Annotated in this window: 15 protein-coding genes; 3 read left to right on the forward strand and 12 right to left on the reverse strand. The window is 64.6% G+C overall.

What is annotated here, in order from left to right; translation table 11 throughout:
• Window positions 1-41 precede the first annotated feature (41 nt).
• The 4 genes from glmM to rlmE all read right to left on the reverse strand — a co-directional run bounded on the left by glmM (window position 42) and on the right by rlmE (window position 5,141).
• Window positions 42-1,394 (reverse strand): phosphoglucosamine mutase, encoded by a 1,353-nt coding sequence (gene glmM / locus PA01_16965; GenBank protein ID KON80106.1) that lies wholly within the window; start codon window positions 1,392-1,394, stop codon window positions 42-44.
• Between the two features lie 70 nt (window positions 1,395-1,464).
• A complete protein-coding gene (folP, locus tag PA01_16970) occupies window positions 1,465-2,298 on the reverse strand; it encodes a dihydropteroate synthase (protein KON80107.1) in 834 nt (277 codons plus the stop codon).
• Between the two features lie 73 nt (window positions 2,299-2,371).
• Window positions 2,372-4,264, reverse strand: a complete 1,893-nt coding sequence (gene ftsH, locus PA01_16975; GenBank protein ID KON80108.1) for an ATP-dependent zinc metalloprotease FtsH — start codon at window positions 4,262-4,264, stop codon at window positions 2,372-2,374.
• Window positions 4,265-4,517: 253 nt separating this feature from the next.
• Entirely contained in the window at window positions 4,518-5,141 is a 624-nt protein-coding gene (gene rlmE / locus PA01_16980; GenBank protein ID KON80109.1) for a 23S rRNA (uridine(2552)-2'-O)-methyltransferase RlmE, read from the reverse strand.
• A 39-nt stretch (window positions 5,142-5,180) separates the two neighbouring features.
• Here rlmE and PA01_16985 point away from each other — a divergent pair, with 39 nt between their 5' ends.
• Window positions 5,181-5,651, forward strand: coding sequence for a YhbY family RNA-binding protein (locus tag PA01_16985; GenBank protein KON80110.1), 471 nt, complete (start codon window positions 5,181-5,183; stop codon window positions 5,649-5,651).
• 20 nt (window positions 5,652-5,671) lie between these two features.
• Here PA01_16985 and PA01_16990 read toward each other — a convergent pair whose 3' ends face one another.
• From PA01_16990 to PA01_17015, 6 genes are all read right to left on the reverse strand, one after another.
• Window positions 5,672-6,136, reverse strand: a complete 465-nt coding sequence (locus PA01_16990) for a DUF4149 domain-containing protein (protein ID KON80111.1) — start codon at window positions 6,134-6,136, stop codon at window positions 5,672-5,674.
• Between the two features lie 55 nt (window positions 6,137-6,191).
• Complete coding sequence (greA, locus tag PA01_16995) at window positions 6,192-6,668, reverse strand: transcription elongation factor GreA (protein KON80112.1); 477 nt, start codon at window positions 6,666-6,668, stop codon at window positions 6,192-6,194.
• Window positions 6,665-9,892: a carbamoyl-phosphate synthase large subunit gene (gene carB / locus PA01_17000; protein ID KON80113.1), complete on the reverse strand. Its 3,228-nt coding sequence runs from the start codon at window positions 9,890-9,892 to the stop codon at window positions 6,665-6,667. Before carB ends, greA begins: the two co-directional genes overlap by 4 nt.
• A gap of 54 nt (window positions 9,893-9,946) precedes the next feature.
• Entirely contained in the window at window positions 9,947-11,092 is a 1,146-nt protein-coding gene (gene carA / locus PA01_17005) for a glutamine-hydrolyzing carbamoyl-phosphate synthase small subunit (protein ID KON80114.1), read from the reverse strand.
• Between the two features lie 166 nt (window positions 11,093-11,258).
• A complete protein-coding gene (gene dapB, locus PA01_17010) occupies window positions 11,259-12,065 on the reverse strand; it encodes a 4-hydroxy-tetrahydrodipicolinate reductase (GenBank protein ID KON80115.1) in 807 nt (268 codons plus the stop codon).
• A 70-nt stretch (window positions 12,066-12,135) separates the two neighbouring features.
• Window positions 12,136-12,552, reverse strand: coding sequence for an outer membrane protein assembly factor BamE (locus tag PA01_17015; GenBank protein ID KON80116.1), 417 nt, complete (start codon window positions 12,550-12,552; stop codon window positions 12,136-12,138).
• Window positions 12,553-12,672: 120 nt separating this feature from the next.
• Between PA01_17015 and fur the strand changes: the two genes are divergently transcribed.
• Entirely contained in the window at window positions 12,673-13,116 is a 444-nt protein-coding gene (gene fur, locus PA01_17020; protein KON80117.1) for a ferric iron uptake transcriptional regulator, read from the forward strand.
• Window positions 13,117-13,171: 55 nt separating this feature from the next.
• On the opposite strand, the gene recN is transcribed toward fur, so the two are convergent.
• Both recN and PA01_17030 read right to left on the reverse strand, forming a co-directional pair.
• Window positions 13,172-14,842, reverse strand: coding sequence for a DNA repair protein RecN (recN, locus tag PA01_17025; GenBank protein KON80118.1), 1,671 nt, complete (start codon window positions 14,840-14,842; stop codon window positions 13,172-13,174).
• 38 nt (window positions 14,843-14,880) lie between these two features.
• A complete protein-coding gene (locus PA01_17030) occupies window positions 14,881-15,765 on the reverse strand; it encodes an NAD kinase (GenBank protein KON80415.1) in 885 nt (294 codons plus the stop codon).
• Window positions 15,766-15,856: 91 nt separating this feature from the next.
• On the opposite strand from PA01_17030, the gene hrcA reads away from it, so the two are divergent.
• Entirely contained in the window at window positions 15,857-16,885 is a 1,029-nt protein-coding gene (gene hrcA / locus PA01_17035; GenBank protein KON80119.1) for a heat-inducible transcriptional repressor HrcA, read from the forward strand.
• Window positions 16,886-16,894 lie beyond the last annotated feature (9 nt).

Here is a 16,894-nt window from a genome sequence, read left to right on the forward strand (position 1 = left end):
AAGCCCTCATCGCCGAAGGCCTCAAAGCCTGGATGCCCCCGTCAGGCGCTCGCGTGCCGGATGCAGTCGGCGATATGCTCCGCCAGTCGCTCGACTTGCGCGCCGTCCTTCCCTTCGACCATGACGCGAAGCAGCGGCTCGGTTCCCGAAGGGCGCAGCAGCACCCGGCCCTGCTCGCCGAGTTCCACTTCGGCGTCGCTGCGCGCCTGCTCGATGCGCTTGTCGGATCGCCAGTCGAATCCTGCGGCGAGCGGCACGTTGATCAGTTTCTGCGGATAGAAGACGAGGTCCGCACAGGCAGCCGCCAGCGTGCACCGGCCCTTGATCAGCGCCGCGATCACCTGGAGCGCGGAGACGATGCCGTCGCCCGTGGTATGACGGTCGAGGCAGATGATATGGCCGGAGTTTTCCCCGCCGAGCTTCCAGCCCCGCTCGTGCATGGTTTCGAGCACGTAGCGGTCGCCGACTTTTGCCCGCGCGAAGGCAAGACCGAGACGGCCGATCGCGCGCTCGAGGCCGAGATTGCTCATCAGCGTGCCGACGACGCCCTCGACGCGCCCTTCCGCCTGCCGTGCCGCGGCGATCACGTACAGGAGCTTGTCGCCATCGTAAAGTTCGCCCTCTCCATCGACCATCACGACGCGATCGCCATCGCCGTCGAGGGCGATGCCGAAGTCGGCCTTGTTCGCGAGTACTGCCGAACGCAGCGTCTGCGGATGCGTCGCGCCGACCTGGTCGTTGATGTTCAATCCGTTCGGCTCGACTCCGAGCGGGATCACTTCCGCGCCCAGTTCGTGAAATACGCTCGGTCCGATGTGGTAGGCCGCGCCGTGGGCACAGTCGAGGACGATGCGGTAACCTCGCAGGTCGAACTCGTTCGGAAACGCACTCTTGCAGAACTCGACGTAACGCCCCGCCGCATCGGCGATACGGCGTGCCTTGCCCAGGCGCGACGCTTCGGCGCAGACCATCGGCTGGTCGACACGTAACTCGATTTCTTCCTCCAGCGCATCGGGCAACTTGGTGCCGTTCGCCGAAAAGAACTTGATGCCGTTATCGTCGTACGGGTTGTGCGAGGCGGAGATGACGACTCCGGCCTGCAGTCGGAGGGCACGGGTGAGATAGGCCACCGCGGGCGTCGGCACCGGGCCGGCAAGCATCACATCGACGCCCGCCGCTGCAAAGCCGGCTTCGAGAGCGGCTTCGAGCATGTAGCCGGAAATGCGGGTGTCCTTGCCAATGAGAATCGCGGGCCGCTCTCCGGCAGGCAACTGCTCTCGCCCCACCAGCGTCACCCCGGCCGCGTAACCGAGGCGCATGACGAATTCGGGCGTGATCGTCGAATCGCCGACCCGCCCCCGTACGCCGTCGGTGCCGAAATACTTTCTCCCCATTTTTCCCTCGCGACATTCGTCGAAAAGCGAATTATCGCATCAACGACGGGGAGACTTCGTGCGCTCCTGCTTATACCGGGACGTCGGTTACCGCCTGCCACACTTTCAGTGCATCGCGGGTCGCGGCGACGTCATGGACTCGGACGATCCGTGCTCCCCGCTCGACAGCGATCAGCGCGGCGGCGACGCTGCCATGCACGCGCTCGGCGACGGCTCGTCCCGTGATCGCCCCGATCATGGACTTTCGCGACACCCCGACGAGCACCGGATAGTCTTGCGCGACGAAGCGGTCGAGGGCGCGAAACAGCGCGGCATTGTGCGCGAGGGTCTTGCCGAATCCGAACCCGGGATCGAGGAGGATCCGGTCCCTGCCCACACCCTCGTCCGCAAGCGTCCGAACACGGCCGTTCAGGAACTCGAGCACCTCCGCAACGACATCATCGTAGCGGGGATCGGACTGCATGCCGCGGGGCTCGCCCTGCATGTGCATCACGCACAGCGCCGCTTCGCTATCCCGCACCGCGTCGATCGCGCCCGCGGCGCGGAACGCGTTGATGTCGTTGATCAGGCTCGCCCCCGCCCGCAGCGATTCCCGCATCACCGCGGGCTTCACGGTGTCGACCGAAACCGGCACGGCCCAGCCAGCCAGACGCTCGACGAGCGGGATGACGCGATCGAGTTCCTCCTGCTCGCAGACGGGCTCGGAGCCGGGGCGTGTCGATTCGCCCCCTATGTCGAGGAGATCCGCTCCCGCCTCGACCGCCGCCTCGGCCCGTCGCACTGCCGCATCCAGATCCCGACCGAGACCGTCCCCCGAAAACGAGTCGGGCGTGACATTGACGATCGCCATGATGTGGGGGCGGTCGAGTTCCAGGCGGAATCGACCGCATCTCAAAACCTGCATATCAGTCCTCAAATGAACTCGGGCCGGCTAAATGCCGGCCCGAGGGAAAGTCGAACTCTTGTCGGCCGCGTATTTACGCTGCCGGCGCAGGCGCCGTCGGCTCGGCTCCCGGCGCGTCGTCCTTCGGACGGCTTGGCGCCGGCGGGATCGGCTTGGGTGCGCGCGGAGCACGTCCCGCCATGATGTCGTTCAGCTGTTCCGCATCCAGCGTTTCCCATTCGAGCAATGCGCGCGTCATCGCCTCGATCTTGTCGCGGTTGTCTTCGATGAGGCGCCGCGCCAGCGCGTACTGCTGATCGATGATGCGGCGTATCTCGGCATCGACTTTCTGCATCGTGGCCTCGGAAACGTTCCGGTGTGTCGTCACCTGGCGTCCGAGAAAGATCTCTCCCTCTTCTTCGCCATACACCATCGGCCCGAGGTTGTCCGACATGCCCCATTGCGTCACCATTCGGCGTGCGAGGTCGGTCGCCCGCTGAAAGTCGTTCGACGCGCCGGTCGTCATCTGATTCATGAAGATCTCTTCGCAGATCCGGCCGCCGAACAGCACGGCGATCGTCTGCAGCAGCCGTTCGCGGTCCTGGCTGTAACGATCCTGCTCCGGCAACTGCATCGTCACGCCCAGCGCACGACCGCGCGGGATGATCGTCACCTTGTGCACCGGATCGGTCTTGTCGAGCAACTTCGCGACCAGCGCGTGCCCGGATTCGTGGTACGCGGTGTTGCGGCGCTCCTCTTCCGGCATCACCATCGAACGACGTTCGGACCCCATCATGATCTTGTCCTTGGCGCGCTCGAAGTCTTCCATATCGACGAGTCGCTTGCCGCCCCGCGCGGCGAACAACGCCGCTTCGTTAACGAGGTTCGCGAGGTCGGCGCCGGAAAATCCGGGCGTGCCGCGGGCGAGGACGACAGGTTCGACGTCAGGCGCGATCGGCACCTTGCGCATATGGACTTTGAGGATCTGCTCCCGGCCACGAATGTCGGGCAGCGGGACGACGACCTGCCGGTCGAACCGTCCCGGGCGCAGCAGCGCCGGATCGAGCACGTCAGGGCGGTTCGTCGCGGCGATCACGATGACCCCCGTTTGCCCTTCGAAGCCGTCCATCTCGACGAGCAACTGGTTGAGCGTCTGTTCGCGTTCGTCGTTGCCGCCGCCCATGCCTGCGCCACGCTGGCGGCCGACCGCATCGATCTCGTCGATGAAGATGATGCACGGCGCGTGTTTCTTCGCCTGCTCGAACATGTCGCGCACGCGCGCCGCGCCGACCCCGACGAACATCTCGACGAAATCGGAGCCGGAAATCGAGAAGAACGGCACTTTCGCCTCGCCGGCGATCGCCTTCGCGAGCAAAGTCTTGCCGGTACCGGGCGAACCGACCATCAGCACCCCTTTCGGGATGTGGCCGCCCAGTTTCTGGAACTTGGAAGGGTCGCGCAGGAAATCGACGAGTTCGGACACTTCTTCCTTCGCTTCGTCGCAGCCTGCGACATCCGCGAAAGTGATCGAATTGGCGCTCTCATCGAGCATTCTGGCTTTCGACTTGCCGAACGAAAACGCTCCGCCCCGTCCGCCTCCCTGCATCTGGCGCATGAAGAACACCCACACCCCGATCAGCAGCAACATCGGGAACCAGGAAACGAAGATGCTCATCAGGAAGGACTGCTCTTCTTCGGGCTTAGATGCGTTCACGGCGACGCCGGCGCGGATCAGGTCCGACACCATCCAGATATCCTGCACGCCCGGCGTATATACGGTGATCTGCCGGCCTTCCTGCGTCGTTGCACGCACCAGGCGGCCGTCGATGGTCGCTTTCGCGATGCGCCCGGCCCTGGCTTCCTCCAGAAACTGGGAGTACTCCATCGTACTGGCCGAAACCTGTCGCGTATTGAACTGGTTGAATACCGTCATCAGCACGACGCCGATAACCATCCAGATCGCGAGATTCTTGAAGAGATTATTCAACTTCTTTCCTTGAAAGCCCAACGGGGGCAGCGACAGATGGACTCATTCTAGTGGCGAACGTTCCGCGGCGTAAACCAATAGGCCCGATGCGCTGTTTCAATCACCTGTTTGGCACGCCGCAACGGTTCCGATATGGGGCCGTCGACCCCAATTGCAATATGACCAAGCAAAAGTTTGTCGCGTCCGGCATCTCCACTGGAAGACTCGAAGCCCGCCTGCGGAGTTCCGCAGTTTCGACGCTATGACAAGAAGTCTAACTGGCACGGTGCCCGACGCCCACCAGATACACTTCCGCACTGCGGTCGCGCGATGCCTTCGGTTTTCGCACGTGCAGCGCGTTGAAATGCTGCGCGACCTCGTTCCGATACTCGGTGAACCCCTGTCCCTGAAACACTTTCACGACGAAACTCCCGCCGGCCTTGAGATGGCGCGCGGCGAACTCCAGCGCGAGTTCCCCGAGATAGATCGAGCGGGCCTGGTCGGTCGTGTCGATGCCGGACATGTTCGGTGCCATGTCCGACAGCACGACGTCGACGGGAAGCCCGCCGAGCTTCGACTCGAGCTCGGCAAGCACCGGCTCTTCCTGAAAGTCGCCCTGGATGAACTCGACGCCGCCGAGCGGCTCCAGCGGCAGCAGGTCCAGCGCGAAGACTCGCCCGTCGCGTCCGACCCGCCGTAGCGCGACCTGGCTCCACGATCCCGGGGCAGCGCCGAGATCCACAACGACCATTCCGCTTTGCATCAGGCGATCGCGCTCATCGAGCTCGATGAGCTTGAACGCCGCCCGTGACCGGTAACCTTCGCTTTTTGCGCGCTGCACGTACGGGTCGTTGACATGCTCCTGCATCCACGCCTTGCTGGTCTTGGTTCGCTTCATCGGAGTAGAATCCATGCCCCTGAAAGATTTGAGAAAAGTATGAGCGAGCTCACCCCTGTCCGGCGGCGCGAACTGCGCGCCGGCGCCCATCACCTGAACCCCGTCGTCAGCATTGCCGGAAACGGCTTGACGCCAGCCGTGCTGGGCGAAATCGATCGCTCCCTGCAGGCTCACGAGCTGATCAAGATCAAGGTCCACGGGGCCGAACGCGCTGCACGCGAAGCCCTGATGAAAGCCGTCTGTGAGGCTCTCGATGCGTCCCCGGTCCAGCACATCGGCACGATTCTCGTCATCTGGCGCCAGCGCCGGGAAGAAACCGAAAAATCCGTGCAGGCGAAGCCCGCCACCTCCAGCGCGAACACGGGCGTCGCGAGGGCGAAATCCGCGCGCGCCTTTGCAGCCGCTGCGCGTCGCACCGCACTGATCAAGGCCGCGTCGGACAAGAAGCGTCTGGCGGCCAAGCGCAGCCGGACCTATACCCGCAAAACCGAACCGACCGGCCGCAAATAGTCCGCCTGACGGGACACCCGTCAGCGGCCGAGCAATTTGCGGACACCCAGCACCAGCGGCAACGCGAGCACGCTCTGGATGAGATAGAGCACGCTCGAGACGCCGTGCCAAGTGGCGAAGCGGTCCCGCATCACGGTGTCCATCACCTCGCGCGGCCACGCATCCGCTTTCATCTGCGCCATCAGCGGCTGGATGCCGAACTGGCTCGCGAGGGTCGCCAGCAGCATCGCCACGACCAGCCAGAACAGGCCGTTCCGGAACGCCCGCCATCGCCAGCGTGCGAGCATGAAACCGAGCACGTAGACCGCACAGCCGAGCCCGATCCACCCCAGCAGCGCAAAGAGGCGGCCGGCGACGTTGCCGGCCAGGGCGCGGTCGGACAGCATGCCGAACAGCGTCGGCGCGACGATGTAACCGATCGACCACAGCGCACCGGCCCACAGCGTGATCAACACGACCAGCAGATGCTCGGAGAGGCGGCTCACGATGTTTCCCGGCTGATGCCCGAACGAAGCTCCCAGGGCGGAACGGGCACTCCGCTCACACGTAGCGGACGTCGATGATCTCGTATTCCCTCACGCCGCCCGGCGCCTGGACTTCGGCGATGTCTCCGGCAAACTTGCCGATCAACGCGCGAGCGATCGGCGAGCTGATCGAGATCTTGTTTTCCTTCAGGTCCGCTTCGTCATCGCCAACGATCTGATAGGTCACCGTCTGTCCGGTGTCCATATCCTCGAGATCGACGGTAGCGCCGAATACGCATCGACCGTCCGCATCGAGCAGTTTCGGATCGATGATCTGGGCGCTCGAAATCTTGCCTTCGATCTCCTTGATCCTGCCCTCGACGAATCCCTGGCGTTCCTTGGCGGCGTCGTACTCGGCGTTTTCCGACAGATCGCCATGGGAGCGCGCTTCAGCGATCGCCGCGATCACGTTGGGACGCTCGACGGTTTTCAGCCGGTGCAGTTCGTTGCGAAGTTTTTCCGCACCCGCGACGGTAAGAGGAGTCTTGATCATGATTTATTGTTCAGTTCGGCATGCAGGGACTGCAACCCGTACACCTGCAGCCCCTCGAGATGGCGCATCCCCATGCACGCGGCGCGTGCCCCTTCGATGGTGGTGAATACCGTGAGCTTCGCCGCGAGCGCGCTGGTGCGGATCGAGCGCGAATCGATGATCGCCTGGCGCTTTTCCTCGACGGTGTTGATCACGAGGCTGATTTCGTTGTTCTTGATCATGTCCACGATATGCGGACGGCCTTCGTTGACCTTGTTGACCATCGTGACGGGAAGGCCGGCTGCCTCGATCGCCGAGCCCGTGCCGCGGGTCGCGGCCAGTCCGAAGCCGAGCTCGTGGAGCTCGCGCGCGACTTCGACCGCGACGCCCCGGTCGGTCGGCTTGACGCTGATGAAGGCCGTGCCGGACTGCGGCAGGCGTACCCCGGCGGCGAGCTGCGATTTGACGAATGCTTCGGCGAAGCTGCGCCCCACGCCCATCACTTCGCCGGTGGACTTCATTTCCGGTCCGAGAATCGTATCCACGCCCGGGAACTTGACGAACGGGAAGACGGCTTCCTTGACCGCGTAGTAGGGCGGCACGATCTCGGTCGTCACGCCCTGGCTGGCCAGGCTTTGTCCGGCCATGCAGCGCGCGGCAATCTTCGCCAGTTGCAGGCCGCACGCCTTCGACACGAACGGCACGGTGCGCGACGCGCGCGGATTGACTTCCAGCACGTAGACGGTCGCCTCGTCGCCGTCGCCCTGGATCGCGAACTGCACGTTCATCAGGCCGCAGACGTTCAGCGCCCGCGCCATCGCTTCGGTCTGACGACGCAGCTCGTCCTGGAGGCTCAAAGACAGCGTGTAAGGCGGCAGCGAGCACGCCGAGTCGCCGGAGTGGACGCCGGCCTGCTCGATGTGCTCCATGATGCCGCCGATGATGACCTGCCTGCCGTCGGACAGCGCATCGACGTCGACTTCGGTCGCGTCGTTTAGGAAGCGGTCGAGCAGCACCGGCGATTCGTTCGAGACTTTGACCGCCTCGCGCATGTAGCGCTCGAGATCCTTCTGTTCGTGCACGATCTCCATCGCGCGCCCGCCGAGCACGTAGCTCGGACGCACGACGAGCGGATAGCCGATCTCCGCCGCGAGCCGCACTGCGGCTTCGGGCGTGCGGGCCGTGCGGTTTGGCGGCTGTTTGAGGCCGAGATCGTTGAGCAGCTTCTGAAAGCGCTCGCGGTCCTCGGCAGCATCGATCATGTCCGGGGTCGTGCCGATGATCGGCACGCCGTTGTCTTCGAGCGCCTTCGCGCGCTTCAACGGCGTCTGGCCGCCGAACTGGACGATGACGCCGACAGGTTTCTCGATATGCACGATTTCGAGAATGTCTTCGAGCGTGATCGGCTCGAAATACAGGCGGTCGGACGTGTCGTAGTCGGTCGAGACGGTTTCCGGATTGCAGTTGACCATGATCGTCTCGTAGCCGTCTTCGCGCAGCGCGAGGGCGGCATGAACGCAGCAGTAGTCGAACTCGATCCCCTGCCCGATCCGGTTCGGCCCGCCGCCGAGCACCATGATCTTCTTCTTGTCGGTCGGGCGTGCCTCGCACTCGTCCTCGTACGACGAGTACATGTACGCAGTCGAGGTCGCGAACTCGGCCGCGCAGGTATCGACGCGCTTGTACACCGGCCGCACGCCGCTCGCGTGACGGTGCAGGCGCACTGCAGTCTCGTCGACACCGAGCAGTTTCGCGAGGCGCCGATCGGAAAAGCCCTTGCGCTTCAGTTCGCGCAGCTCCGCCGCCTGGAGCGCTTTCAGCGACCGGCCGGTGAGCGCCTTCTCGGTGAGCACGATGTCCTCGATCTGCGCGAGGAACCACGGGTCGATCTTCGTCAGGTTGAAGACCTGCTCCTGCGTGTAACCTTCGCGAAACGCCTGGCCGACGTACCAGATGCGCTGCGCGCCGGGGTTCGCGAGCTCGTGCTCGAGGTCCTCGCGGTCGGCTTCGACCTCGTCGAGGCCGTAGGCGCCGACTTCGAGCCCACGCAGCGCCTTCTGGAACGATTCCTGGAAGGTGCGGCCCATCGCCATGACTTCGCCGACCGACTTCATCTGCGTCGTCAGGCGGTCGTTCGCCATCGGGAACTTCTCGAACGCGAAACGCGGGATCTTCGTGACGACGTAGTCGATCGACGGCTCGAACGACGCCGGCGTGGCACCGCCGGTGATGTCGTTCTTCAATTCGTCGAGCGTGTAGCCGACGGCGAGCTTCGCCGCGACTTTCGCGATCGGGAAACCGGTCGCTTTCGACGCGAGTGCCGACGAACGCGACACGCGCGGGTTCATCTCGATGACGATCATGCGACCGTCCTTGGGGTTGATCGCGAACTGCACGTTCGAGCCGCCGGTGTCGACGCCGATCTCGCGCAACACCGCGATCGAGGCGTTCCGGAGGATCTGGTATTCCTTGTCGGTCAGCGTCTGGCTCGGCGCGACGGTGATCGAGTCGCCGGTATGCACGCCCATCGGGTCGAGGTTCTCGATCGAGCAGACGATGATGCAGTTGTCCGCACGGTCACGGACGACTTCCATCTCGTATTCCTTCCAGCCGATCAACGATTCCTCGATCAGCAGCTCGCTGGTCGGGCTCGCCTCGAGCCCGCGCTTGCAGATCTCGTCGAACTCTTCCATGTTGTACGCGATGCCGCCGCCGGTGCCGCCGAGCGTGAAGCTCGGGCGGATGATCACCGGGAAGCCGATGCCGCCTTGCACCTGCAGCGCCTCTTCCATGCTGTGCGCGATCGCCGAACGGGCCGAACCCAGCCCGATCTTCGTCATCGCGTCCTTGAACTTGAGCCGGTCCTCGGCCTTGTCGATCGCTTCGCGCGACGCGCCGATCAGTTCGACGCCGTGCTTTTCGAGCACGCCGTTCTTCGCGAGGTCGAGCGCGCAGTTCAGCGCCGTCTGCCCGCCCATCGTCGGGAGCAGTGCGTCCGGCCGCTCCTTCTCGATGATACTTTCGACGACCTGCCAGGTGATCGGCTCGATGTACGTGACGTCGGCCGTTTCCGGATCGGTCATGATCGTCGCCGGATTCGAATTGACGAGAATGACCTTGTAGCCTTCCTCGCGCAGCGCCTTGCACGCCTGTGCGCCGGAATAGTCGAACTCGCACGCCTGGCCGATGATGATCGGGCCGGCGCCGATGATGAGTATGCTTTGAATGTCTGTACGCTTAGGCATTGCCTAACCTCGGTCTTGCGTTGATGAGCGGCAGCTCCGGCTGCCGCTGGCGAATTACTTGACGCGCGTCTCGAGCATCCTGATGAAACGGTCGAACAGGTAAGAGACGTCATGCGGGCCCGGACTCGCTTCGGGATGGCCCTGAAAGCAGAACGCCGGCACGTCGTTCCACGCGAGCCCCTGCAGGCTGCCGTCGAACAGCGACACGTGCGTCGCGCGCACATTCGCCGGAAGCGTATCGGGATCGACCGCGAAGCCATGGTTCTGGCTCGTGATCAGGACCTGCCCGGATTCGAGATCCTTGACCGGATGGTTCGCACCATGGTGGCCGAACTTCATCTTGACCGTCCTGGCGCCGGCCGCGAGCGCCATCAACTGGTGGCCGAGGCAGATGCCGAACGTCGGGATGCCGCGCTCGAGGAACTTGCGCACTGCCGCAATCGCATAGTCGCAGGCGCCCGGGTCGCCCGGACCGTTCGACAGAAAAACGCCATCCGGATTGAGCGCGAAGACTTCCGCAGCGGGGGTCTGCGCCGGCACGACAGTGAGCCTGCAGCCCCGGCTCGCGAGCATCCGCAGGATGTTGCGCTTGACGCCGTAATCGTACGCGACGACGTGGAAGCGCCCGTCTCGCCGCTCGCCGTAGCCGCTGCCGAGCGCCCACTCGCCCTCGGTCCATTGATACGGGCTTTCGACGCAGACCGCCTGGGCCAAGTCCATGCCGGCAAGCCCGGGGAACGCGCGCGCTTCGGCGATCGCAGCCTCGGGGTTCAACGTGGCACCGTCGGCGGCAGTGACGATGCAGCCGCCTTGCGCGCCTTTTTCACGCAACACGCGGGTCAGTTTGCGGGTGTCGAGCCCCGCAATCGCGACGACGTTCTCGGCCTTGAGATAGGCATCGAGAGGCTGGTCCATGCGGAAGTTCGACGGCAGTATCGGCAGGTCGCGGATCACCAGACCTGCGGCATGAACACGTCCCGCTTCGACGTCTTCCCGATTGATGCCGGTGTTGCCGATGTGGGGATAAGTCAGCGTTACGATCTGGCGACAGTAGCTCGGGTCGGTGAGGATTTCCTGATAACCGGACATCGAGGTGTTGAACACCACCTCACCGACCGTGCTGCCAGCCGCACCGATTCCCTTGCCAAAAAATACCGTCCCGTCGGCAAGCGCTAGTAGGGCGGGCGGGGAAGCAGTCACGACAAACTCCTGAGTTCAGCCGAAAAGACACGGGAAAAGCCATCGAGCCACCCCGAACGTGAAAAAAACGGGACGAGCCGACTGGCCAATCCCGCTTTCAAGAAGCCGCTGATTATAGCGTTGCACGCCTGCCGAGGCAATCGCGCCCCGCGCAGCCGTGGCCGAATCAGCGCAGGCCGAGCACGTCCTGCATGTCGAACAGGCCACTCGAACGCCCCGCGAGGAAACGCGCCGCGCGCAGCGAGCCGGACGCATACGGCATGCGGCTGCCGGACTTGTGGCTGATCTCGATACGCTCGCCGATACCGGCAAACAGAACCGTGTGATCGCCGACGATGTCGCCGCCGCGGATCGTCGAAAAACCGATCGTCTCGGCCTTGCGCTCCCCGGTCACCCCTTCGCGCCCGTAAATCGCGCAGGTTTCCAGATCGCGCCCCAGTTCGCGTGCGACCACTTCGCCCATGCGCAGGGCGGTCCCCGACGGGGCATCGACCTTGAAGCGGTGATGCGCCTCGATCACTTCGACGTCGTAGCCGTCGTCGAGAATGCGGGCAGCCACTTCGAGCAGCTTGAACACCGCGTTCACGCCGACTGCCATGTTCGGCGCGAACACGATCGGAATGGTTAGTGCTGCAGCGGCGATCGCTTCCTTCTCGGTCGTCGAGAAGCCCGTCGTGCCGATGACCATCGCCTTGCCCAGTTCGCGCGCGATCGCAAGGTGCGCGAGGGTGCCTTCCGGGCGCGTGAAATCGATGACGCAATCGGCCGCCGCGACCGCGGCGCGCGGATCGTCGGTGATGAGAACCCCGGTCGCGCTTCCGGACAGTTCGCCCGCGTCGCGTCCGATGAAGGTCGCGCCGGGACGGTCGAAGGCCGAAGCGAGCGCGGCTTCCTCATCCTGCAGCGTGGCCTCGATCAGCATCCGGCCCATCCGGCCGGACGCACCCGCTATGGCAATGCGCAATGGCGACATCAATGAATTCCTCTTGCTCGATAGGATCGGAAGCCTCGCGCGATGCGCGGCCGCTTCCCGGCCACCCGGTTCAATCCTCGACGGCCGGCGCGATCTCGACGACGCGGCTGCGCTCGGCCTGGGGCGCCGCCGTTGCAGCTTGCGCATCGCCGGACTCGATGTCCCCTTCGACGTGATCGAGGCGGTCGCTGACGAAAAAAACGCTCAGCGTGCGCTGCTGCGGCTCGCCTCTGCCGGGCTGGAAGCGGTAAACGTAGTCCCAGCGATCGGGATGGAACACGTCGACGATCAGCGGCGTGCCGAGCGCGAACCGCACCTGCTCGCGCGTCATGCCCTTTTTCAGCTTGGCCACCATTTCCTGATCCACGTAGTTGCCCTGCCGCACGTCGATACGATAGGGAGTGATCTGGTTGGTGAGCGGACTGATGGAACAACCGGCCAACAGGCCGACGGCGGCAACAGCCGCCAGGAGAGTCACGAAGCGCATGGATGGAGTTCTTGGTCGGTGGTGCCAGACGGCGTATCGTTCAGGCAAAGGCGAAAAAATATATCATATGCGGGCACCAGCCATGACTTCTTGGCTCCGGGGCCAGCCAGCGGGGCGACCATGTCAGAAAATTCGGAAAACCTGAAAAACATCGGCCTCAAGGCCACTTATCCGCGCCTGAAGATCCTTGATCTGTTCCAGACATCCGATCTGCGCCACCTGACCGCCGAAGACGTCTACCGTCTCCTGATTGCGGAGGGAATGGATATCGGGCTGGCGACGGTTTACCGCGTGCTCACCCAGTTCGAGCAGGCGGGACTGCTCGAACGGCACTATTTCGAGTCGGGCAAGGCAGTGTTCGAACTCAAGAAAGGCGGCCACCACGATCACCTCGTGTGCGTGCAGTGCGGCAAGGTGGAAGAGTTTTTCGATGCGGAAATCGAGCGACGGCAAAACAGGATCGCCGAAGAGCGCGGTTTCATCGTCCGCGAACACGCGCTTTATCTGTACGCGGACTGCCTGAGAAAGGACTGCCCGAACCGCAAGCTGGAAGAGGAAGACTGAGCAGCAAGATCCCTTTCCCGACCGTTTTTGCGGTCGCGGCAGGCGGACCTTGCGATCAACGTCCGGACGAGTCCGTCCCGAGCATTTCCGCGGCGTGACGGCGGGTCGTCTCGGTGATGTTCACGCCGCCGAGCATGCGGGCAATCTCCTCGACTCGCGCTTCCCTGTCGAGCACACACACCGTGCTCAGCACTTCCGGGCCGCGTCGCGCCTTGGCAATACTCCATTGCCAGTCGGCGCACGCGGCCACTTGCGGCAGATGCGTCACGCACAGCACCTGGCGCTCCTGCCCGAGCCGGTGCAGCAACTGGCCGACGATCTCGGCGACCCGCCCGCCGATCCCGACATCGACTTCGTCGAATATCAGCGTCGGCGTTGCCGAGTCGCGGCTGGTGATGACCTGGATTGCGAGTCCGATGCGCGACAGCTCGCCCCCCGACGCAACTTTCGCGAGCGGGCGCAGCGACTGGTTCGGATTCGCGGCGACGCGAAATTCGACCGACTCGAGGCCGTAGGCCATCGGTGACGCACAGGCGTCGAGCGCCACTTCGAACTTTCCGCCCGCCATCGCCAGCGTCTGCATCGCGTCGCTGATGCCGCGCGACAACGCTTCGGCTGCCGGCACACGTGCCGCGGAAAGACGCCGTGCCGCTGCATCGTATTCGCCGTGGAGGCGCTTTTCCTCTTCGGCAAGGCGGACCGGATCCGCGCGCGAGACGAGATCGTCGAGCTTTCGCGCCCAGTCGGCGCGAAGGTCCGGCAACTCGTCGGGGGCCACGCGGTGCTTGCGCGCCAGCGTCATGACGTTCTCGATGCGCCGCTCGATCTCGGCAAGACGCTGAGGATCGAGGTCGAGCCGCTCGCGGTAGCGCCGCAGCGCGTGCAGCGCCTCGTCGGCCTGAATCGCCGCGCCGGCGACGAGGTCACGGACATCGGCGAGCTCGGAATCGATCTCGGCCATCCCGTCGACCCGGACGCTGACGTGGCGCAGCTGCGAAGCGACCGCGAGATCGCCTTCGCCAAGCGTCGCGAGCACTTCGTCCGCACCCTCGATCAGCCCCGCCGCGTGGGCAAGACGTGCGTGTTCGACATTGATCCGGTCCCACTCCTCGGCGTTGAACGCGAGCTCGTCGAGTTCGCGTATCTGCCACGCGAGGAGTTCCCGCTCACGCTCGGACGCCGCCGAATCGTGGTCCGCCGCGCGGCGCAGTTCGACGAGACGCTGCCACGCGTGAAAACGAGCGCTGACTTCCGCGGCGAGCGGCGCAGCTCCCGCGTGCATGTCGAGCAGCGCGCGCTGCGCGTCGGGTTTGAGCAGCGCGTGATGGGCGTGCTGGCCGTGAATGTCGGCCAGCCAGTCACCGGCTTCACGCAACTGCCCTTGCGTGACCGGCACGCCGTTGAGCCATGCCCGCGAGCGCCCGCCGGCCTCGACCACCCGCCGCAGGATCACCACTGCGTCATCGGCCGCCAGATCCTGCTCCGCGAGCCAGTCGCCGAGCGGGCTCGACGGCGGCAGGTCGAACTCGGCCGCGATATCCGCCTTGCCGCATCCCGTGCGCACTGCGGCCGCATCGGCACGCCCGCCCAGGGCAAGGCCGAGCGCATCGAGCAGGATCGACTTGCCCGCCCCGGTTTCCCCGGTCAGCGCGCCGAACCCCGCGTCGAACTCGAGCTCGAGGCGGTCGACGATCACGAAATCCCGAATGGTCAGGCGACGGAGCATGAGCGGTGCAGGGTTGGAAAAGGTTCGTGGTAAGTCGGTCAGGGACGACGCGGCGTCGCGCTCCAGTGGAGCTTCTCGCGCAGCATCGCGAAATAGCTGTAGCCCTGCGGATGCAGCAGGCGGACGACATCGGGCGACCGGGTGACCCGCAGCCGGTCGCCTGCACGGGCGTCGAAGCGGGCCTGGCCATCGAAATGCACCCGCGCATCATGCTGGGGCAACAGCACGATCTCGATATGGGAAGTGTCCGGCAACGTGACCGGACGCGCGGTGAGCGCGTGAGGGCACAGCGGCACCAGGGCGATCCCGCCGACGTTCGGATGGAGGATCGGCCCGTTCGCCGACAACGCGTATGCCGTCGAACCCGTCGGGGTCGTCAGGATCATCCCGTCCGAGCGCTGTGTGTAGACAAATTCCCCGTCGATCGACAGATCGAACTCGATCATCCGGCCCAGATCGCCCTTGTTGATCACGACGTCGTTGAGCGCGAGCGTCTGGAATACGCGGTGGCCCGCGCGCAACACTTCGGCGTCGAGCATCGCGCGCGATTCCTCGGTGTAGCGTCCGTCGAGAATCTCGGCGAGTTTCGGCAGCGCTTCGTCGCGCGAGATGTCGGTGAGGAAACCGAGCCTGCCCTGGTTGATTCCGACCAGCGGCACACCGTGCTGGGACAGCCGGCGCGCGGTGTTGAGCATCGTGCCGTCGCCGCCGAGCACGACCGCGAGGTCCGCTTGGGCGCCGATCTCGTCGTAGCTCGCGACGGCGAACTGACCGGCCATGCCAATGGAACTTGCGGTGCCCTGCTCGATCCACACGTCAAGTCCGCGCACTCGCAGGAATTCGGCGATGCGCAGCACCGCCTCCGCCACGTCGGGGCTCTGGTACTTGCCGATCAGTGCAACGACGCGGAAGTTCTTGCTCATGCGCGGATTAAACCACATCGCGTAATGCCTTGGCAGACGACAGCGCTTGTCCTCAGGCTGTTAGAATCACCGCAACAGTGCGTAACGGACCATGAAGCTGCTAGACCCCCGCTCACAGATCTTGCTGAAGACCCTGATCGAACGATACATCGTCGAAGGTCAGCCGGTCGGCTCGCGTGCGCTTTCACGCTATTCCGGCCTCGAGCTGTCGCCGGCGACGGTGCGCAACGTGATGAGCGACCTCGAGGAGATGGGGTTCATCACCAGCCCGCACACGTCGTCCGGGCGCATCCCGACTGCGCTGGGCTACCGTTTCTTCGTCGATTCGCTGCTGACCGTGCAGCCGCTCGAACAGGCGCGCGTGCGCGAACTCAAGGGCCAGCTGCAGCCCGACCAGCCGCAGCGCCTGATGAATTCGGCGTCGCACCTGCTGTCCGAACTCACCCAATTCGCCGGCGTGGTCGTGTCGCCGCGCCGCGATACCGTCAAGATCCGGCAGATCGAGTTCATCAGCCTCGCCGAGAACCGCATCCTGCTGATCATCGTGACCACGGCCGGAGACGTGCAGAACCGCATCCTGATCACGCGCCGCGCCTATTCGCCCGCCGAACTCGCCGAAGCGGCAAGCTATCTCACCGAGCACTTCGCCGGACTCGGATTCGACGACATCCGCGCGCGCATCCGCGACGAACTCAAGCAGCTGCGCAGCGACATGAGCGAACTGATGACCGCCGCCGTCGAGGCCGGCAATGCGGCCGCCGAAGAGGACAGTGCGAGCTACGTGCTGTCGGGCGAAACCAACCTGCTCGACGTCGAGGACCTGTCGTCGAACATGGCGCGCCTGCGCGAACTGTTCAAGCTCTTCGAGCAGAAGACCGGCCTGATGCAGCTGCTCGACCTGTCGAACCGCGCGCAGGGCGTGCAGATCTTCATCGGCGACGAATCCGGGCTCACGCAACTCGACGGCTGCAGCGTCGTCACCGCGGGCTACGAAGTCAACGGCAAAGTGGTTGGCTCGGTCGGCGTCATCGGCCCGACGCGCATGGCCTACGATCGAGTCATCCCGATCGTCGACATCACGGCCCGCCTGCTGTCGAACGCGCTGTCGAACCCTGGCTGAACGCTGCGG

The organism is Azoarcus sp. PA01, from assembly GCA_001274695.2.
GTDB lineage: Bacteria > Pseudomonadota > Gammaproteobacteria > Burkholderiales > Rhodocyclaceae > Aromatoleum.